Raw genomic sequence first — 19,136 nt, 5'->3', positions numbered from 1 at the left:
CGTCGGGCACGGCGTGGACGGCCGGCTCGTCGGCGGGCCCGTCGGGACGCGGCACGCCGCCGAGCTCGTCGCCATGACCCGCGCCCGCGCGGTCGTCACCGTCGGCCGGCGGCCCGACCCCGACCTCGCCGTCGTCGCCTCGCTCGCCCGCGAGCGTCCCGACCTCGCGCAGTTCGTCATGCTCCCCGAGACCGCGCACCAGCACGTCCCTGTCGAGCGCCACGTGCACCGCGCCCGCACCTTCACCGGGCTGCTGCACGAGGTGCTCGCGGTCGCCGCCGGGGACACGGCCTGAGCGCCCCGCCGAGGTCCGCCGTCCGGGGGACCCGGGCGGCCCGCGCGCGCTCGCACGGCGTCCCGGGACGCTCCCGCGGCCACCCGCGGCATCGCCCGTCCGGGCTAACGACATTCCCCGCCAGGAGCCCCCGCGGCGGGAGAAACCGGGGCACGGACGAGCGCCAGGATGCCCGAGAGGGCTAACGTCTGCGTGCGCGCCGACCGATACCCGTGACGAATCAACCGTTCGGACCACGGACAGGTCGGCAGGGGCCGCGCCGCATCCGTCGGAGAAGACGGACGTCCGAAGTCGGTCTGGCAGCAACAGGAGGAACGATGGCGGGAGTCGTGGTCTGTCACGGCTCAGCGGTGATCCGCGAGCGCCTGGTGGTGACCTCGATCGGGGTCCCCGCACTCACGCCCGTGCGCGCGGCGGCCTCGGTGGACGAGCTCATCACGCTCGCCCGCAGGGTCCCGCCGACGGTGGTGCTGCTCGACGCGCACCTGCCCGCGCCCGGGTCCACCGAGGCGATCCGGCGGCTGCGGGCGATCGCGCCGTCGGCCGCGGTGGTGCTGCTGGCCAGCCCCGACGACTCGGTCGCGCTCGACCGGGCCCTCTCGCTTGGTGCGCGCGGCTTCCTCGCGCCCGACGTGGGCCGCGCCGAGCTCTCCGCGGTCGCCGCGCACGTGCTCGCGAGCGCCGTGCTGCCCGCGCAGGGGCAGCGGCCAGCGGTCGACGTGCCGACGCCGATGGGCGGCTCGGGCCTCGACGGCGTGCGCGCGGCCGGGTCGACCGCGGTCGTGACGGCGGACGGCGTCGACGGGCACCCGCAGGACGCGGCACCGGCCGACCCCGGGCCCGCGCCGCTGACCAAGCGCGAGATCGAGGTGCTCATCGGCATGAGCAACGGGCGGTCGAACGCGCAGATCGGCGCCGAGCTGTTCCTCTCGGAGGACACGGTCAAGACGCACGCGCGGCGGCTGTTCCGCAAGCTCGGCGCGAAGGACCGCGCGCAGGCGGTCGCGATCGGACTGCGCCGGGGCCTCATCCGCTGACACGTCGCCCGTCGTCCGTCGTCCCGCAGGTGCGGGCGGCGACGGCGGGCGTCCGCGTCCAGCGGGCGGGACCGGGGCCCGGGAGCACGCCCGCGCGGACGTATCCTTGCGGGATGACGGGCACCCCCTCGGCGGCCGACCCCTTCGGGCGGATCGGGCTCACCTACGACGACGTCCTGCTGCTCCCCGGGGAGACCGACGTCATCCCGAGCCAGGTCGACACCACGTCGCGGCTCACCCGCGAGATCTCGGTCCGCGTGCCGCTGCTGTCGGCGGCGATGGACACCGTCACCGAGTCCCGCATGGCGATCGCGATGGCCCGGCAGGGCGGCGTCGGCATCCTGCACCGCAACCTGTCGATCGCCGACCAGGCGCACCAGGTGGACCGCGTCAAGCGGTCCGAGTCCGGGATGGTCAGCGACCCCGTGACGGTCTCGCCCGACGCGACGCTGGCCGAGCTCGACCGGCTGTGCGGCACGTACCGGGTGTCGGGCCTGCCCGTCGTCGCGCAGGACGGCCGGCTGCTCGGCATCATCACCAACCGCGACCTGCGCTTCGTCCCCGCGGGCGACTTCGAGCAGCGCCGCGTGCACGAGGTCATGACGCCGATGCCCCTGGTGACGGCCCCGGTGGGGATCGCCCGGGACGACGCCGCGGCCCTGCTCGCGAAGCACAAGATCGAGAAGCTCCCGCTGGTCGACGACGCGGGCGTGCTGCGCGGCCTCATCACCGTCAAGGACTTCGTGAAGTCCGAGCAGTACCCCGACGCGACGAAGGACGGCGACGGCCGGCTCGTGGTCGGCGCGGCCATCGGGTTCTTCGGGGACGCGTGGGAGCGGGCCACCGCGCTCGTCGAGGCCGGCGTGGACGTGCTCGTCGTCGACACCGCGAACGGCCACGCGCGGCTCATGCTCGACATGGTGCGCCGGCTCAAGTCCGACCCGTCGACCGCGCACGTGCAGGTCATCGGCGGCAACGTCGCGACGACCGCGGGCGCGCAGGCCCTCGTCGACGCGGGCGTCGACGCCGTCAAGGTCGGCGTCGGTCCGGGCTCGATCTGCACGACGCGCGTGGTCGCCGGGGTCGGCGTGCCGCAGGTGACGGCGATCTACGACGCGGCGCTCGCGTGCAAGCCGGCCGGGGTGCCGGTCATCGGCGACGGCGGCCTGCAGTACTCGGGCGACATCGCGAAGGCGCTCGTCGCCGGCGCGGACACCGTGATGCTGGGCTCGCTGCTCGCGGGCTGCGACGAGTCGCCGGGCGAGCTCGTGTTCGTCAACGGCAAGCAGTACAAGCACTACCGCGGCATGGGGTCGCTCGGGGCGATGGCGTCCCGCGGGCGCGTGTCGTACTCGAAGGACCGCTACTTCCAGGCGGACGTGTCGACCGACGAGAAGATCGTCCCCGAGGGCATCGAGGGGCAGGTCCCGTACCGCGGCCCGCTCGCGGCCGTCGCGCACCAGCTCATCGGCGGGCTGCACCAGTCGATGTTCTACGTGGGCGCGCACACCATCCCGGAGCTGCAGTCGAAGGGGCAGTTCGTGCGGATCACCGCCGCCGGGCTCAAGGAGTCGCACCCGCACGACATCCAGATGACCGTCGAGGCGCCGAACTACACGGGTCGCTGACCACTCACCACAGCGTGCCGACGGGCTCGCGCGCGGGCCAGGTCGGCTCCGCGCCGGGCCCGTCGAGGCCCTTCTCGGTGCGCCACGCGTTGAAGCTCTCCGCCCACGCGCGGTGCGCGGTCACCTGGTACTCGTGCAGCGTGTCGAGGTCGAGGTCCGCGAGGTGCGGGAACCGCCCCACGAGGCGCTCGAGGACGTCGAGCGTCGCGACGACGTCCACGTCGGCGTTGTGCAGGTCGCCGGACTCGACGACCTCGTAGACGCCGCACAGGTCGACGAGCTTGCGCTTGCCTGCGCGCTCGCGGTCCTCGGCGCGGTCGAGCACGAGCGGGTCGATGACCGGCCGGGCGGCGCCGAGCAGGCGGTCGGGCAGGGTCGGCAGGCGGTGGCGGCGCAGCTCGGCGTCGAGCAGGCACAGGTCGAAGGCCGCGTTGTAGGCGACGACCGGGACGCCGGCGCGGAAGGCCTCGGCGAGCGCGGCGGCGATCTCGTCGAGCGCGGCCTTGGGGGCGACGCCGTGCGCCTTCGCGTGCTCGGTGCTGACGCCGTGGATCGCCGCAGCGGGCTCGGGGATCTCGACGCCGGGGTTCAGCAGCCACGTGCGGACGTGCGTGCCGTCGGCGTCGCGACGGACGAGGGCGGCGGTCACGATGCGGTCGCGGTCCACGTCGAGCCCCGTGGTCTCCGTGTCGAACCCCAGGAGCGGCCCGTCGTTCCAGCCCATCGTGCGTACCACCTCGTCCGTGCGGGCACCGCGCCGGAGACCGGGCGGGCCACGGGCGCTCGGTGCCGCCCGCTTCGTCAGGATCGCACCGACCGCCCACAGGCGGGGCGAGCGACACGGCTGGGCGGCCGCGGTCCGCCCAGCCGGTGGCCGCGGCCGGTGGTGGCGCGGCGCCGGTAGCCTGGTGCGGTGAGCAACGAGATCGAGATCGGGCGCGGCAAGCGCGGGCGGCGGGCGTTTTCCTTCGACGACGTGGCGGTCGTCCCGTCGCGCCGGACGCGGGACCCCGAGGAGGTCTCGGTCGGCTGGCAGATCGACGCCTACCACTTCGACCTCCCGGTCCTCGCGGCCCCGATGGACTCGGTCATGAGCCCCGCGACGGCGGTCGCGCTCGGGCAGGCCGGCGGCCTCGGCGTCCTCGACCTCGAGGGCCTGTGGACCCGCTACGACGACCCGGCGCCGCTGCTCGCCGAGGTCGCGACGCTCGACCCCGCGCGCGCGACGGCCCGCATGCAGGAGATCTACTCCGCCCCGATCCAGCCGGACCTGGTGAGCGCGCGCCTCAAGGAGGTCCGTGCGGCGGGTGTGACCGTCGCCGGTGCCCTGTCGCCGCAGCGCACCCAGGAGCTGTGGCGCACGGTCGTCGACGCGGGCGTCGACCTGTTCGTCATCCGGGGCACGACGGTGTCGGCCGAGCACGTCTCGGGCCGCGCCGAGCCGCTCAACCTCAAGCGCTTCATCTACGAGCTCGACGTGCCGGTCATCGTGGGCGGGGCGTCGACGTACACCGCGGCGCTGCACCTCATGCGGACGGGTGCCGCGGGCGTGCTGGTGGGCTTCGGCGGGGGAGCGGCGCACACGACGCGCGTCTCGCTGGGCATCCACGCGCCGATGGCCACGGCCGTCGCGGACGTGGCCGCGGCCCGTCGCGACTACCTCGACGAGTCGGGCGGCCGGTACGTGCACGTCATCGCGGACGGCGGCGTGGGCCGCTCGGGCGACCTGGTCAAGGCCGTCGCGTGCGGCGCGGACGCCGTGATGCTCGGGGCCGCCCTCGCGCGCGCCACGGAGGCGCCGGGCCGCGGCTGGCACTGGGGCCCGGAGGCGCACCACCCGCACCTGCCGCGCGGGGAGCGCGTCGAGGTCGGGACGGCCGGCTCGCTGCAGGAGATCCTGTTCGGCCCGGGCCACACCGCCGACGGCACGCTCAACCTCATCGGCGCGCTGCGCCGGGCGATGGCGACGACCGGGTACTCGGACCTCAAGGAGTTCCAGCGGGTCGAGGTCGTGGTCTCGCCCTACCAGCCGCGCTGACGCCGCGGGTCGTCCGACCCGCCGCAGCCTCGCCGACGCCCGTCCCGGATACCGGGGCGGGCGTCGGTCGTTCTCGTGTCCGAACCTGTCCGGGTCGGTGCGTGAGTCCGTGCCCGTGTTCGCGCCCGTGGTGAACACGGGCACGAACCGATGCCCGAGTCGGCCCAGGTCAGAGTTTGTTTGAGTCCGAGTGTGCCCGAATTGCTTGACATGGCACAGTGTGACGGAGGACTCTGGACGCATCAGACGTCGCAACGGGTGCGGCGTCCGGCACGACGGAGGCAGCGTGTACGCACCGGAGCGGCACCAGCAGATCCTGGCTCGCGCCCGCGCCGAGGGCCGCGTCGACGTCACCGCCCTCGCGGACGAGCTCGACGTCACCCCCGAGACCGTCCGCCGCGACCTCACCGCGCTCGAGCGCCACGGCCTCGTGCGGCGCGTGCACGGTGGCGCGATCCCCGTCGAGCGGCTCGGCTTCGAGCCGGGCATCGCCGACCGCGAGGGCGTGCTCGCAGGAGAGAAGGAGCGCATCGCCAAGGCCGCGCTCGACGAGCTGCCCGACGGCGGCGCCGTCATCCTCGACGCCGGGACGACGACCGTCCGGCTCGCGGAGCTCCTGCCCACCGACCGCGAGCTCACGGTCGTCACGCACGCGCTGCCCGTCGCGACCGTCCTCGCGCCTCGGCCCGGCCTCACGCTGCACCTCGTCGGCGGGACCGTGCGCGGCCGCACCCTCGCCGCCGTCGGCGCGTGGGCGCTGCAGGCGCTCGCCGACATCCACGCCGACGTCGCGTTCGTCGGCACCAACGGGCTGTCCGTCGAGCACGGGCTCACGACGCCCGACCTCGCCGAGGCCGCGGTCAAGCGCGCGCTCGTCACCAACGCCCGCCGCACGGTGGTCCTGGCGGACCACACCAAGCTCGGCCGCGTCGACTTCGCGCACGTCGTGCCGCTGTCCGCCGTCGACACGGTCGTCACCGACACGGGCGCCGAGCCCGAGCTCGTCGAGGAGATCGAGGCCGCCGGGACCCGGGTGGTGCGCGCATGATCCTCACGCTCACCCCCAACCCCAGCCTCGACCGGGCGCTCCAGGTCGACCGGCTCGCCGTCGGCGAGGTCAACCGGGCCGACGCGTCGTGGGTGCACCCGGGCGGCAAGGGGATCAACGTCTCGCGCGTGCTCATGGCGCACGGCGTGCCGACGCTCGCCGTGCTGCCCGCGGGCGGGGCGGACGGGGCCCGGCTGGTCGAGCTGCTCGGCGAGCAGGGCGTCCCCGCGCTGCCCGTCGCCGTCGCGGGCGACACCCGGACCAACCTCACGCTCGTCGAGGCGGGCGGCACGACGACGAAGGTCAACGAGCCGGGCCCCGCGCTCACGGACGACGAGGTCGACGCGGTGCTGCGGGTCGTCGAGGAGCAGCTCGCGCTGCGCCCCGCGGCCCTCGTGAGCGCCGGGTCGCTGCCGCTCGGCGCGTCCGAGTGCTTCTTCGTCCAGGTCGCCGGGCTCGCCACCCGGTACGGCGTGCCGTTCGCGCTCGACACCTCCGGGCTGCCGCTCACGCGGGCCGTCCGGTCGGGCGGGCTCACGCTCGTCAAGCCCAACGACGAGGAGCTGGCCGAGCTCGTCGGCCGGGAGCTCGTGACCGTCGGCGACGTCGTCGAGGCGGCCCGCGAGGTCATCGACGCCGGGACCCGCGCCGTGCTCGTGAGCCTCGGCGCGCACGGCGCGCTGCTCGTCGCCGAGCAGCACTCGTGGTGGGCGGGCGGCGCGCCGCTCGTGCCGCTGTCCACCGTCGGCGCGGGGGACTCGACCCTCGCCGGCTTCATCGCGGGCGACGGCAGCGCCGCCGACCGCCTCCGCCGCGCCGTCGCCTTCGGCCGCGCCGCCGTCCTCCTGCCGGGCACTGCCGTCCCCGGCCCCCACCAGATCGACCTCGACGCCGTCCGCGTCGTCGAGGAGCCCGACCACCGAACCGCGCTGAAGGAGCTGTGACGTGACCTCCCCCCTCATCACCGCCGACCTGGTCGCCGTCGACCTCGTCGCCACCGACCGCGACGACGCGACCCGCCAGCTCATCGACCTGCTCGCCGCCGCGGGCCGCGTGACCGACGCCGACGGGTTCCACGCCGACGTGCGCGCCCGCGAGGCCCAGATGGCCACCGGCATGCCCGGCGGCATCGGCCTGCCGCACGCCCGGTCGGCGCACGTCACCGTGCCCAGCCTCGCCGTCGGCAAGGTCCCGGGCGGCGTCGACTTCGGCGCCCCGGACGGGCCCGCGACGCTCGTCTTCCTCATCGCCGCGCCCGACTCCGGGGACAGCGCCCACCTGCAGATCCTCGCCGCGCTCGCCCGGCGGCTCGTGCACGAGTCGTTCCGGCAGTCGCTCAAGGACGCGCCCGACGCCGCGACCGTGGCGCAGATCGTCACCCGAGAGGTCGTGCCCGCATGAAGCTCGTCGCCGTTACCTCGTGCCCCACGGGGATCGCGCACACGTACATGGCCGCCGAGGCGCTCGAGCAGGCCGGCCGCGCCGCCGGCCACGAGGTCGCCGTCGAGACGCAGGGGGCGGCGGGCTCGATGCCGCTCGACCCGCGCGTCATCGCCGAGGCCGACGGCGTCATCTACGCCGCCGACCTCGAGGTCAAGGACAAGGACCGGTTCGTCGGCAAGCCGTTCGTCGACGTCGGCGTGAAGAAGGCCGTGCACGACGCCCCCGGCGTCATCGCGGCGGCCGTCGCGGCCGTCGGCTCGGGCGTCGTCGCCCCCGCGGCCGGCCCCGCCGCCGCGCCCGTGACGAAGGTCGACGCCAACGCCGGCGTCGGGACGCGCGTCCGGCAGTGGCTCATGACGGGCGTGTCGTACATGATCCCGTTCGTCGCCGCCGGGGGGATCCTCATCGCCCTGTCGTTCATGCTCGCGCAGCTCGCGTGGGGCGACGAGGGCGTCGTGCTGGTCACCGAGGTGCCGGTCGACGACCTCATGACGTCGTTCAACGTCGCGTCGCTGCAGGACTGGGCGGTGCTGCTGTTCCGGACCGGCGGTGTGGCGTTCGCGTTCCTCGTCCCCGTGCTGTCCGGCTTCATCGCGTACGCGATCGCCGACCGGCCGGGCCTGGTGCCCGGGTTCGTCGGCGGGTCCGTGTCCATGCTCGTCGGCGCCGGCTTCCTCGGCGGGCTCGTCACCGGCTTCCTCGCCGGGTTCGTCGCGCTGTGGATCTCCCGCTGGAAGGTCCCCAAGGGCGTGCGTGGCGTGATGCCGGTCGTCGTCATCCCGCTGCTGTCGTCGTTCGTCGTCGGGCTCGTGATGTTCGTGATCATCGGGCGGCCCATCGCGTCGCTCATGGACGGGCTCAGCTCGTGGCTCAACGGGCTGTCCGGCAACAACCTCGTCCTGCTCGGCCTGCTGCTCGGCGCCATGATGGGCTTCGACCTGGGCGGGCCGATCAACAAGGTCGCGTACACGTTCGCCGTCACCGGCCTGGCCACCGAGGGCCTGGACGCCGACGCGACGCAGTACAAGATCATGGCCGCCGTGATGGCCGCCGGCATGGTCGCGCCGCTCGCCATGGCCCTCGCGACCGTCGTCCGCAAGAAGCTGTTCACGCACGCCGAGCGGGAGAACGGCAAGGCCGCGTGGCTGCTCGGGGCGTCGTTCATCTCCGAGGGCGCGATCCCGTTCGCCGCCGCCGACCCGTGGCGCGTCATCGTGTCGTCCGTCGTCGGCTCGTCCGTCACCGGCGGTCTCGTCATGGCGTTCGGCTGCACCCTGCGGGCCCCGCACGGCGGCATCTGGGTGCTGCCGCTCATCTCGAACCCGCTCGGGTTCATCCTCGCGATCGCCGTCGGCGTCGTCGTCATGGCCGCGATCGTCATCGCGCTCAAGAGCGCCAAGCCCAACCCGCTGGTCGAGGCCGAGCAGGCCGCCGACGAGCAGGCCCTCGTCGGCCAGGCCGCCTGAGCCGCCCACCACACCCGGCACCGAACGGAGAGAACCATGGCTCAGCGCACCGCCGTCGTCGCGTCCCGCGTCGGCCTGCACGCCCGCCCCGCGATGATCTTCACGAACGCCGTCGCCGCGACCGGCGTCCCCGTGACCATCGCCCGGCCGGGCGGCGACCCCGTCGACGCGAGCAGCATCCTGTTCGTCATGTCCCTCGGCGTGCCGCACGGCGAGGAGGTCACGCTCAGCACCGACGACGGCGCGCAGCAGGTGCTCGACGAGCTCGTCACCCTGCTCGAGACCGACCTCGACGCGGAGGACGCCCCGACGCAGCCCGCCGCGGGGGCCGGGTCGTGACGGCGACGCCCGGCGCCGCCCGGACCGGCGAGGTCCTGCGCGGCGTCGGCGTCGGCCGGCGCGGGGCCGTCGGTCCCGTCGCGCAGGTCCGCCCCGCCCCGCACGTGGACGACGACGCGCCGCTGCTCGTCGACGGCGTGCCCGCCGACCCCGCGACGGCACACCGGATCGTCGACGAGGCGTTCACGCAGGTCGTCGACGAGCTGCGCGAGCAGTCGGCCCGGGCGACCGGCACCGTGCGCGACGTGCTGGCCGCGACCGCGCAGATGGCCGACGACAAGGCGCTGCGCAGCCAGGTGCTCACGCGCATCGACGCGGGCGACCACGTCGTGCACGCCGTCGACGGGGTCGTCGCGATGTTCGCCACGATGTTCGAGCAGGCCGGCGGCTACCTCGCCGAGCGTGTCACCGACCTGCGCTCCGTGCGGGACCGGGTCGTCGCCCGCGCGCTGGGCCTGCCACCGCCCGGCGTGCCGCACCTGGACCGCCCCTCGGTCGTCGTCGCACGCGACCTCGCGCCCGCCGACACCGCCGCGCTCGACCTGGAGAACGTCCTCGCGATCGTCACCGAGCTCGGCGGCCCGACCGGGCACACCGCGATCATCGCGGGGCAGCTCGGCCTGCCGTGCCTGGTGCAGGTGCCGTTCGCCACGACCGTCGAGGACGGCACCGTCGTCGCCGTCGACGCCGCTGACGGCACGCTCACGGTCGACCCGGACGACGCGCTGCGCGCCGAGCTGGGTCGCCGCGCGGGCGTCGAGGACGCGCTGGCCGCGGACGTCGAACCCGGCGGCACGGCCGACGGCCACCGCGTGCAGCTGCTCGCGAACATCGGCACCGCGCAGGACGCCGAGCGCGTCGCGCCCACCGCCGTCGAGGGCGTCGGCCTGTTCCGCACCGAGGTGCTGTTCCTCGAGCGGACCACCGCGCCGACCCGGCAGGAGCAGGCCACCGTCTACGCGCAGGCGCTGTCCGCCCTCGGGGACCGCAAGGTCGTCGTCCGCACGCTCGACGCGGGCGCCGACAAGCCGCTCGCGTTCGCGACGCAGCCCGACGAGGAGAACCCGGCGCTCGGCGTGCGCGGCTACCGGCTCGTGCGGCACGACCCCGAGCTGCTGGAGACGCAGCTCGCCGCCCTGGGCGCCGCGCAGTCCGACGCGGGCACCGCGCCGTGGGTCATGGCGCCGATGATCGCGACGGCGTCCGAGGCCCGCGACTTCGCGGCGAGGGCACGCGCGCACGGCCTGACGACCGTGGGCGTCATGGTCGAGGTCCCCGCGGCCGCGCTGCGCGCCCGGGAGATCCTCGCCGAGGTCGACTTCGTCTCGCTCGGCACGAACGACCTCGCGCAGTACACGATGGCGACCGACCGCCTGCGCGGCGAGCTCGCGGATCTGCTCGACCCGTGGCAGCCCGCGGTGCTCGACCTGGTCGACGCGACCGCGCGCGCCGGGCTCGAGCTGCACAAGCCCGTGGGGGTCTGCGGCGAGTCCGCGTCGGACCCGGTCCTCGCGCTCGTGCTCGTCGGCCTCGGCGTCACGAGCCTGTCGATGTCCGCGGGGGCCGTGCCCGCCGTGCGGTACGCGCTGCGGCACCACACGCGCGCGCAGTGCGCGACGATGGCGGCCGCCGCGCTCGCGGCGGAGTCGGCGCCGTCGGCCCGCGCGTCCGTGGTCGCGATGCTGGCCCCCGAGGTGCGGGAGACGCTCGGCGTGTGACGGGCGGCGCCCCTCCGGCGACACCCGGGCCGACCGGGCCCGCCGGGGGGTGCCCGCGCGTACCCTGACGCGCATGGCGCACGACGGACACACCGAGCTCCACGACCCGGAGACCGACCCGCTCGCGACGTACGTCCTGGAACCGGAGGACGTCCGCTCGCTCCTCACCCGCGTCGTCGCGCAGCCCGGCGCCGCGACCCACACCTCGCACGCCCCGTTCACGGGCGGCCCCATCGCCGCGGTGCCGCTGTCGACGCCCGACGACGTGGCCCGCGCCGCGCGCACCGCACGCGCCGCCCAGCGGCTGTGGGCGGCCACGCCGCTGCGCACCCGCACGGCCGTCCTGTCGCGCCTGCACGACCTCGTGCTCGAGCGGCAGAGCGACGTCCTCGACCTCATCCAGCTCGAGTCGGGCAAGGCCCGCGTCTCGGCGTTCGAGGAGGTGTGCGACATCGCGATGGTCGCGCGGCACTACGCGGTGCGCGCCGGCCGGTACCTGCGCCCCCGGCACGTGCCCGGCCTCATCCCGGGCCTGACGACCACCCGCGTGCTGCGGCACCCCGTCGGCGTCGTCGGGATCGTCGCGCCGTGGAACTTCCCCCTGACCCTCACGCTCGGCGACGTCCTGCCCGCGCTCGTCGCGGGCAACGCCGTGCTGCTGCGCCCGGACCCGCAGACCGCGCTCACCGCGCTGTGGGCCGCCGAGCTGCTCGAGGAGGCCGGGCTGCCCGACGGCGTGCTGCAGGTCGTCGTCGGTGACGGGCCGACCGTCGGCGCGGCCGTCGTCGAGCACGTCGACCACGTGAGCTTCACCGGGTCCACCGCCACGGGTCGTGTCGTCGCCGCCCGCGCGGGGGAGCGGCTCGTGCCCACGACGCTCGAGCTCGGCGGCAAGAACCCCATGTACGTCGCGGAGGACGTCGACGTCGAGGTCGTCGCCGAGGGGGCCGTGCGCGCGTGCTTCGTCGGCACCGGGCAGGTGTGCGTGAGCATCGAGCGCCTCTACGTCCGCGAGGAGGTCTTCGACGCCTTCGCTGACGCGTTCGCGCGCCGCACCCGCGCCCTGCGGATCGGCGCCGGCCTGGACCACCGGGCCGACGTCGGGTCGCTCGCGTCCGCCGCGCAGCTCGCGACCGTCGTCGAGCACGTCGAGGACGCCATCGGCCACGGTGCGACCGTCCTGACAGGTGCCGTGCACCGCACCGACCTCGGTCCCTACTTCTACGAGCCGACGATCCTCGTCGACGTGCCGCCCGAGGCGCGGCTGCACCGCGAGGAGACGTTCGGCCCGGTCGTCGCGCTCTACCCCGTGGCGTCCGACGACGAGGCCGTCGCCGCGATGAACGACAGCGACCTCGGCCTCAACGCGAGCATCTGGACGGCCGACACGCGCCGCGGGGCCGCCCTGGCCCGCCGCGTGCGCGCGGGGACGGTCAACGTCAACGAGGGGTACGTCGCGACGTGGGGGTCGCTCGGTGCGCCGCAGGGCGGCGTCGGGGCGTCCGGGCACGGGCACCGGCACGGCCGCGAGGGGCTGTGGGAGACGACGCGCGTGCAGACGGTCGCCGTCCAGCACGGCGTGCACGCGGGCCTCGGCCTGCACCGGCTGTTCGACCTCGGCACGGAGACGTGGCCGCAGGTCTACGGGGCGGCGCTGCGCGCGATGAAGGCGGCCCGCCTGCCCTGACGGGCTGGGCTGTCCGCCCACCCGCCACGCTCGGGGCTGTCAGCCGTCGTGGGGAAGGTGCGTCGCGTCGGGCGCGACACACCTTCCCCACGAGGTCGGTCAGGCGTGGCCGGTCGACGCCGGGGAGGGGTCCGTCTCGTCGCTCGTGCCCTCCAGGCCCGCGCGCTCGATCGTCGCGATCGCCTGCCGGGCGATCGCGAGCTCCTCGTTCGTCGGCACCACCATGACGCGCGTGCTCGTCCAGTCGGGCGAGATCGTCACGGGCTCCTTCTTGCGGCCCGCGTTGCGCTCCGCGTCGACCGCGATGCCGAACGGCTCCAGGCCCTTGATCGCCAGGGCACGGACGATGTCGTCGTTCTCGCCGACGCCCGCGGTGAACGTGATGACGTCGACGCGCCCCAGCACCGCGAGGTACGCGCCGATGTACTTGCGCAGCCGGTGGATGTACACGTCGAGCGCCCGCTGCGCGCTCGCGTCGCCCTCCTCGACCAGGCGGTGGATCTCGCGGAAGTCGTTCTCGCCGGCGAGGCCCTTGAGGCCCGAGCGGCGGTTCAGCAGGTCGTCGATGTCGTCGACCGACATGCCCGCGTTGCGCTGCAGGTGGATGAGGACCGCCGGGTCGACGTCGCCCGACCGGGTGCCCATGACCAGGCCCTCGAGCGGGGTCAGGCCCATCGACGTCTCGACCGCCACGCCGCCGCGGACCGCCGACGCCGACGCGCCGTTGCCGAGGTGCAGGACGATCTGGTTGAGGTCCTCGACGCGACGCCCGAGGACGCGCGCGACCTTGCCGGACACGTACTCGTGCGACGTGCCGTGGAAGCCGTAGCGGCGCACGCCGTAGGCCGTCGCGACGCCCTGGTCGATCGCGTACGTCGCGGCGGCGTCGGGCAGCGTGTGGAAGAACGCGGTGTCGAACACGACGACGTGCGGCACGTCCGGCAGCAGCTCGCGCGCGACCTGGATGCCCGTGAGGTTCGGCGGGTTGTGCAGGGGAGCGAGCGGCGACAGCGCGTCGATGCGGGCGATGACGTCGTCGTCGACCAGCGCCGGGCCGTCGAAGTCGGACCCGCCGTGCACGACGCGGTGCCCGACGGCGACGACGTGCGCGCCCGCCAGGTCGGGGCCGACCTCGTCGAACAGGCCGAGGACCATGCGCAGGCCCGCGCCGTGGTGTGGGCGGCGCCGGACACCATGCCGTCGGCGAGGCCCAGGTGGACCATGAGCGTCCCGAAGTACGACACGGACGGGACGATCTCGCGGGCCCGCTCGACGGTCATGCCCTTGTGCGCGCGGATCTTCGCGTACTCGGTCGCGAACCGCTCGAGGATCTCCGGGTCGTGCGGGTCGATGACGTCCGCGTCGGTCAGGTCGAGGCCGAGCTCGGTCGCCCGCCCGCGGATCTGGGCCTGGTCGCCGAGGATCGTCAGGTGCGCGACGCCACGGCGCAGCAGCGTGGAGGCCGCGCGCAGGATCCGGTCGTCGCTGCCCTCCGGCAGGACGATGTGCTTCTTGTCGGCGCGCGCACGGTCGAGCAGCTCGTACTCGAACATGAGCGGCGTGACGACCTCGGGCCGCGCGACGTCGAGCGCACGGAGCAGGGCCGGGCCGTCCACGTGCGCCTCGAACAGGGCCAGGGCGGTGTCGACCTTGAGCTGCGAGTCGGCGCTCAGGTGGCCGCGGGTCGAGGCGGCGGCGCTGGCGGAGCGGAACGAGCCGAGCGCGGTCTCGATGATCGGGAGCTTCGTGCCGAGGCCGTCGATGAGGCGCTGCACGACCGGCGACGGCTCGAAGCCGCCGTTGAGGATGATGCCGGCCAGCGACGGGAAGCCGTCGGCCTGGTGGGCGATGAGCAGGCCCAGCAGCACGTCGGAGCGGTCTCCGGGGGTGATGACGACGGCGCCGTCCGCGATCCGGTCCAGCAGGTGCTCGACGGACATCGCACCGACGAGGACGTCGAGGACCTCACGCGAGAGGAGCTCCTCGTCGCCCGCCATGAGCTCGCCGCCCACGGCCTCCATGAGCTGGCGGACGGTCGGCGCGGTGAGCAGCGGGCTCTCCGGCAGCGCGAACGTCGGCAGACCCGTGCCCTGCTCGACCTCGGCCTTGACGGCGTCGACCGCGGCGGGGCCGCAGCGGTTCACCGTGACGCCGACGACCTGCGCGTGCTCGTCGCCCATCGCGGCGACGACGATGTCGACGACCTGGTGGATCGCGCCCGGCGTCCGGCCGCTGCCGTTGACGACGAGCACCACGGGCGCGCCGAGGTTCGCGGCGATCCGGCCGTTGTACGCGAGCTCCGTCGGGCCGGCGACGTCCGTGTAGTCGGTGCCGACGACGACCACGGCGTCGCAGCGCCGCGCGACCTCGTGGTACCGCTGGACGATCTTCGCCAGGGCCTGCTCGGGGTCGGCCAGCACCTCCTCGTACGTCACGCCGACGCACTCGTCGTACATGAGGTCGACGCCGTCGTGCGCGAGCAGCAGCTCGAGGACGTAGTCGGGCGTCTTGGTGGAGCGGGCCACCGGGCGGAACACCCCCACCCGCTGCACGGTGCGCGAGAGCAGGTCGACGAGGCCGAGCGCCACGACGGACTTGCCGGAGTCCCCCTCGGGGGAGGTGAGGTAGATGCTGCGGGCCACGGTGGGCGTCTCCAGGTGCGATGGTCCCCGGGGTGCGGGGGTGGTGCGGGTACTGGTGCGTGGGTGCTGGTGCGTGGGTGATGCGGTGGACCCCGGCGGACGGGTCGCGGCGGTTGGCGGTGGCGTCGGCGCGACCCGTCCGGGTCCGTGGTGGGCCCGCACGCGGGCCCGGGTGGGACTACTCGTTGTCACCGCCCGTCACGTTGACGGCGGACTGCTGCGGGCCGCCCTGCTCGGTCGCGGTGTCGCCCGCGTCGGGCCACACCCAGTCGCGGACCTCGGGCAGGTCGTCGCCGTGCTCGCGGGTGTACTCGCGGGCCTCGATGCGCTTGTCGACCATCCGCTGACGCAGGCCGGCGTACGCGGTGCCCAGGTGCTTGACCCGGTCGATGACGTCGATGACGAGGTGGTACCGGTCGAGGTCGTTGAGCATGACCATGTCGAACGGCGTCGTCGTCGTGCCCTCCTCCTTGTACCCGCGCACGTGGATGTTGCTGTGCCCCTTGCGGCGGTACGTGAGGCGGTGGATGAGCCACGGGTAGCCGTGGTACGCGAAGATCACCGGCCGGTCGTTGGTGAACAGGCCGTCGAAGTGCGTGTCCGACAGGCCGTGCGGGTGCTCCCGCTCGTCCTGCAGGCGCATGAGGTCGACGACGTTGATGACGCGGACCTTGAGGTCGGGCAGCTCGCGACGCAGGATGTCCGCCGCGGCCAGCACCTCGAGCGTGGGCACGTCGCCCGCGGCGGCGAGCACGACGTCCGGCTTCTCGCCCGCGACCTCCGTGCCGGCCCACTCCCAGATGCCCAGACCACGCGTGCAGTGCGCGATCGCCTGGTCCATCGTGAGGAAGTTCGGCGCCGGCTGCTTGCCGGAGACGACGACGTTGACGTACTGCCGGCTGCGCAGGCAGTGGTCGTACGTCGACAGGAGCGTGTTCGCGTCCGGCGGGAAGTACACCCGGACGACCTCGGCCTTCTTGTTGACCACGTGGTCGACGAAGCCGGGGTCCTGGTGGCTGAAGCCGTTGTGGTCCTGCCGCCACACGTGGCTCGACAGCAGGTAGTTGAGCGACGCGATCGGCCGGCGCCACGGGATGTCGTTCGTGACCTTCAGCCACTTGGCGTGCTGGTTGAACATCGAGTCGATGATGTGGATGAACGCCTCGTAGCAGTTGAACAGCCCGTGGCGGCCCGTGAGCAGGTAGCCCTCCAGCCAGCCCTGGCACTGGTGCTCCGAGAGCATCTCCAGCACGCGGCCCGCCCGGGAGAGGTGCTCGTCGACCTCCTCGCCGTAGAAGTCGGCGTTCCACTGCTTGTCGGTCGTCTCGAAGACGGCCTGCAGGCGGTTCGACGCGGTCTCGTCCGGGCCGAAGATCCGGAAGTTGTCCGGGTTCTGCCGGATGACGTCCGTGAGCCACTGGCCCAGGACGCGCGGCGCCTCGCTGATCGACCCGCCCGGGGTCGGCACGTCGACCGCGTAGTCGCGGAAGTCGGGCAGGCGCAGGTCCTTGAGGACGAGCCCGCCGTTCGCGTGCTCGTTGTCGCTCATCCGCAGGCCCACCGGCGGGTTGATCTCGCGGATGTCGTCGTGCAGGCGGCCGTTCTCGTCGAACAGCTCGTCGGCCCGGTACGACTCGAGCCACTGGCGCAGCACGTCGAGGTGCTCCGGGGTGTCCCGCGCGCTCGCGAGCGGCACCTGGTGCGCGCGCCACGAGCCCGTCGTCTTCTTGCCGTCGATGTAGTCCGGGCCGGTCCAGCCCTTCGGCGTGCGGAAGACGATCATCGGCCACTGCGGGCGGTCGTCCTTGCCGTCGCGGGCCAGCGCCTTGATCTCGGCGATCTCGTCGAGGACCTCGTCGAGGAGCGTCGCGAAGCGGCGGTGGATCTCGATCGGCGACTCGTCGTCGAACCCGGCGACGAACACGTGCGGCTTGTGCCCGTAGCCGACCATGAGCGCCTCGAGCTCGTCGTCGCTGATGCGCGCCAGGACGGTCGGGTTGGCGATCTTGTAGCCGTTGAGGTGCAGGATCGGCAGGACGACGCCGTCCTTCACGGGGTTGACGAACTTGTTCGAGTGCCAGCTCGTCGCGAGCGGGCCCGTCTCCGCCTCGCCGTCGCCGACGACCGTGGCGACCAGCAGGTCGGGGTTGTCGAACGCCGCGCCGTACGCGTGCGACAGTGCGTAGCCGAGCTCGCCGCCCTCGTGGATCGAGCCCGGGGTCTCCGGGGCCACGTGGCTCGGGATGCCGCCCGGGAAGGAGAACTGCCGGAACAGCCGCCGCAGGCCCTCGGTGTCCTCGGTGATGTCCGAGTACACGTGCGAGTACGTGCCGTCGAGGTAGGCGGATGCGACGAGGCCCGGACCGCCGTGGCCCGGGCCCGTGATGTACAGGGTCGACTGCGCGCGCTCCGCGATGACGCGGTTGAGGTGCGCGTACAGGAAGTTCAGGCCGGGCGTCGTGCCCCAGTGGCCCAGCAGGCGCGGCTTCACGTGGTCCCGCGTGAGCGGCTCGCGCAGCAGCGGGTTGTCCAGCAGGTAGATCTGGCCCACGGACAGGTAGTTGGCGGCGCGCCACCACTGGTCGATGCGCTCCAGGGTCTGCGCGGACACGGCCTCACCGGCCCCTGCGCGCCACGTGGTCTCGGCGGACGTCGTCGTGCTCATGCTCGCTCCCCATCGTCGTCCCGGCGGTTCCTGCCGGTGCCCCCGCTGCCAGCGTTCCCTGGGATCGCACCACGTTCCGGGACTTCCGACCTAACGTCCCGGAACCCTGGCACGCCCACGTGTCATACAACCGCACAACCTGCCCGTGCGCCCGTGGTGACGTTCGTCTCGTCCGGCGCGTCGACAGGTGTCCGCCCGCAGGTCAGCCCGTGTGAGCACCCCGTTCACCGGGGTGCGGGGCCGACCGGGGGACGTGAGGTTCGGGGGTCCGCGCCGGGCCGGGTTACCGTGGCCCGGTGACCGACCCGGAGGCGCCCACGACGCTGTGGCGGGCCGCCCGGCGGCCGCGCATGCTGCTGCTCCTCCTGCTCCTGCTCGGCGCCGCCGCGGTGTGCGGACGGCTCGGGGCGTGGCAGCTCGACCGCGCCGAGGTGCGGGGCGTGCGCGCCGAGGAGCGGCACGTCGCCGAGCTCGTCGCGGCCGACCCCGTCCCGCTCGACGACGTCCTCGCCCCGCAGACCGCGTTCCACGGCGACATGGTCGGCAGGAAGGTCGCCGTGACCGGCGCGTACGACGCCGACGGCCAGCTGCTCGTGCCCGGTCGTGCGCACGACGGCGTCACCGGCTACCTCGTGCTCACGCCCCTGCGGGTGACCGGCGGGGCCGCGGGCGACGGCGCGGTCCTGCCCGTCGTGCGCGGGTGGGTCGCGTCGCCCGACGACGCCGACGAGCCGCCCGCGGGCGACGTCGACCTCGTCGGCTACCTGCAGGTGTCGGAGTCCGCCGGCAGCGGTGTGCGCGACGGCCGGACCGACGCGATCTCCTCGCCCGAGCTGCTCAACGTGTGGGGCGGGCCGATCTGGACCGGCTACCTCGTCGTCGCGGCGTCCGACCCCGCGCAGGCGCCGTCCGTCGTGCTGCTCGACCCGCCGCGCTCGCCGGGTGCGGGCCTCAACATCCAGAACCTCGCCTACGCCGCCCAGTGGTGGATCTTCGGCGGGTTCGCGGTCCTGCTGTGGTGGCGCCTGGTCCGCGACGAGGCCGCGGGCCGCCCACCGGAGGCTGCGGCGACCCCCGCCGACCCGCCCGCCACCCCGACCCCCACCGAACCCGCCCCGCACTGACCCCCC

The 19,136-nt window shown here is 74.2% G+C and carries 14 protein-coding genes and 2 pseudogenes; 12 read left to right on the top strand and 4 right to left on the bottom strand.

Features of this window, described 5'->3' with window-relative positions; genetic code table 11:
- From CBZ_RS11160 to guaB, 3 genes and pseudogenes are all read left to right on the top strand, one after another.
- Positions 1-295, top strand: a pseudogene (locus CBZ_RS11160) (MerR family transcriptional regulator); the annotation flags it as partial.
- A 317-nt stretch (positions 296-612) separates the two neighbouring features.
- Complete coding sequence (locus CBZ_RS11155) at positions 613-1,332, top strand: response regulator transcription factor (protein ID WP_130781619.1); 720 nt, start codon at positions 613-615, stop codon at positions 1,330-1,332.
- A gap of 113 nt (positions 1,333-1,445) precedes the next feature.
- On the top strand, positions 1,446-2,960 hold the full coding sequence (gene guaB / locus CBZ_RS11150) for an IMP dehydrogenase (protein WP_130781618.1): 1,515 nt from the start codon (positions 1,446-1,448) through the stop codon (positions 2,958-2,960).
- Between the two features lie 4 nt (positions 2,961-2,964).
- Here guaB and CBZ_RS11145 read toward each other — a convergent pair whose 3' ends face one another.
- Complete coding sequence (locus tag CBZ_RS11145; RefSeq protein ID WP_130781617.1) at positions 2,965-3,684, bottom strand: exonuclease domain-containing protein; 720 nt, start codon at positions 3,682-3,684, stop codon at positions 2,965-2,967.
- Positions 3,685-3,873: 189 nt separating this feature from the next.
- Between CBZ_RS11145 and CBZ_RS11140 the strand changes: the two genes are divergently transcribed.
- The 8 genes from CBZ_RS11140 (at position 3,874) to CBZ_RS11105 (ending at position 12,699) form a co-directional block, all read left to right on the top strand.
- Positions 3,874-4,998: a GuaB3 family IMP dehydrogenase-related protein gene (locus CBZ_RS11140; protein WP_130781616.1), complete on the top strand. Its 1,125-nt coding sequence runs from the start codon at positions 3,874-3,876 to the stop codon at positions 4,996-4,998.
- A gap of 286 nt (positions 4,999-5,284) precedes the next feature.
- A complete protein-coding gene (locus tag CBZ_RS11135; protein ID WP_130781615.1) occupies positions 5,285-6,046 on the top strand; it encodes a DeoR/GlpR family DNA-binding transcription regulator in 762 nt (253 codons plus the stop codon).
- Complete coding sequence (gene pfkB, locus CBZ_RS11130) at positions 6,043-6,990, top strand: 1-phosphofructokinase (protein WP_130781614.1); 948 nt, start codon at positions 6,043-6,045, stop codon at positions 6,988-6,990. Before CBZ_RS11135 ends, pfkB begins: the two co-directional genes overlap by 4 nt.
- Position 6,991: 1 nt before the next feature.
- The gene (locus tag CBZ_RS11125; protein WP_130781613.1) at positions 6,992-7,447 is read left to right on the top strand and encodes a PTS sugar transporter subunit IIA; all 456 of its coding nucleotides are present in this window, start codon (positions 6,992-6,994) and stop codon (positions 7,445-7,447) included.
- Positions 7,444-8,955: a PTS fructose transporter subunit IIC gene (locus tag CBZ_RS11120; RefSeq protein ID WP_130781612.1), complete on the top strand. Its 1,512-nt coding sequence runs from the start codon at positions 7,444-7,446 to the stop codon at positions 8,953-8,955. The genes CBZ_RS11125 and CBZ_RS11120 overlap by 4 nt, the downstream gene beginning before the upstream one ends.
- 36 nt (positions 8,956-8,991) lie before the next feature.
- Positions 8,992-9,294 carry an HPr family phosphocarrier protein gene (locus tag CBZ_RS11115; RefSeq protein ID WP_130781611.1) on the top strand — a complete coding sequence of 101 codons (303 nt, stop codon included), beginning with the start codon at positions 8,992-8,994 and terminating at the stop codon, positions 9,292-9,294.
- Positions 9,291-11,012: a phosphoenolpyruvate--protein phosphotransferase gene (gene ptsP / locus CBZ_RS11110; protein WP_130781610.1), complete on the top strand. Its 1,722-nt coding sequence runs from the start codon at positions 9,291-9,293 to the stop codon at positions 11,010-11,012. The genes CBZ_RS11115 and ptsP overlap by 4 nt, the downstream gene beginning before the upstream one ends.
- 73 nt (positions 11,013-11,085) lie before the next feature.
- Positions 11,086-12,699, top strand: a complete 1,614-nt coding sequence (locus tag CBZ_RS11105) for a succinic semialdehyde dehydrogenase (protein ID WP_130781609.1) — start codon at positions 11,086-11,088, stop codon at positions 12,697-12,699.
- Positions 12,700-12,798: 99 nt separating this feature from the next.
- On the opposite strand, the gene CBZ_RS11100 is transcribed toward CBZ_RS11105, so the two are convergent.
- From CBZ_RS11100 to CBZ_RS11090, 3 genes and pseudogenes are all read right to left on the bottom strand, one after another.
- Positions 12,799-13,854, bottom strand: coding sequence for an acetate/propionate family kinase (locus tag CBZ_RS11100; protein WP_246013287.1), 1,056 nt, complete (start codon positions 13,852-13,854; stop codon positions 12,799-12,801).
- A gap of 11 nt (positions 13,855-13,865) precedes the next feature.
- Positions 13,866-15,341, bottom strand: a pseudogene (pta, locus tag CBZ_RS11095) (phosphate acetyltransferase); the annotation flags it as partial.
- A gap of 178 nt (positions 15,342-15,519) precedes the next feature.
- Positions 15,520-18,006, bottom strand: coding sequence for a phosphoketolase family protein (locus CBZ_RS11090; protein ID WP_130781608.1), 2,487 nt, complete (start codon positions 18,004-18,006; stop codon positions 15,520-15,522).
- Between the two features lie 296 nt (positions 18,007-18,302).
- Between CBZ_RS11090 and CBZ_RS11085 the strand changes: the two genes are divergently transcribed.
- Positions 18,303-19,130 carry an SURF1 family protein gene (locus tag CBZ_RS11085; protein ID WP_130781607.1) on the top strand — a complete coding sequence of 276 codons (828 nt, stop codon included), beginning with the start codon at positions 18,303-18,305 and terminating at the stop codon, positions 19,128-19,130.
- Positions 19,131-19,136: the final 6 nt, after the last annotated feature.

Origin of the sequence: Cellulomonas biazotea (assembly GCF_004306155.1) — a bacterium.
In the GTDB taxonomy this organism is placed as follows: domain Bacteria; phylum Actinomycetota; class Actinomycetes; order Actinomycetales; family Cellulomonadaceae; genus Cellulomonas; species Cellulomonas biazotea.
The sequence above is the reverse complement of the archived record's forward strand: the minus strand, read 5'-3'. Positions and strand labels throughout refer to the sequence as shown.

Excerpts from the sequence above, each read along its gene's own strand:
- pfkB (WP_130781614.1), top strand. The coding sequence starts at position 6,043 with ATGATCCTCACGCTCACCCCCAACCCCAGCCTCGACCGGGCGCTCCAG.
- CBZ_RS11105 (WP_130781609.1), top strand. The coding sequence starts at position 11,086 with ATGGCGCACGACGGACACACCGAGCTCCACGACCCGGAGACCGACCCG.
- CBZ_RS11115 (WP_130781611.1), top strand. The coding sequence starts at position 8,992 with ATGGCTCAGCGCACCGCCGTCGTCGCGTCCCGCGTCGGCCTGCACGCC.
- CBZ_RS11100 (WP_246013287.1), bottom strand. The coding sequence starts at position 13,854 with ATGGTCCTCGGCCTGTTCGACGAGGTCGGCCCCGACCTGGCGGGCGCG.
- CBZ_RS11145 (WP_130781617.1), bottom strand. The coding sequence starts at position 3,684 with ATGGGCTGGAACGACGGGCCGCTCCTGGGGTTCGACACGGAGACCACG.
- CBZ_RS11120 (WP_130781612.1), top strand. The coding sequence starts at position 7,444 with ATGAAGCTCGTCGCCGTTACCTCGTGCCCCACGGGGATCGCGCACACG.
- CBZ_RS11090 (WP_130781608.1), bottom strand. The coding sequence starts at position 18,006 with ATGAGCACGACGACGTCCGCCGAGACCACGTGGCGCGCAGGGGCCGGT.
- guaB (WP_130781618.1), top strand. The coding sequence starts at position 1,446 with ATGACGGGCACCCCCTCGGCGGCCGACCCCTTCGGGCGGATCGGGCTC.
- CBZ_RS11155 (WP_130781619.1), top strand. The coding sequence starts at position 613 with ATGGCGGGAGTCGTGGTCTGTCACGGCTCAGCGGTGATCCGCGAGCGC.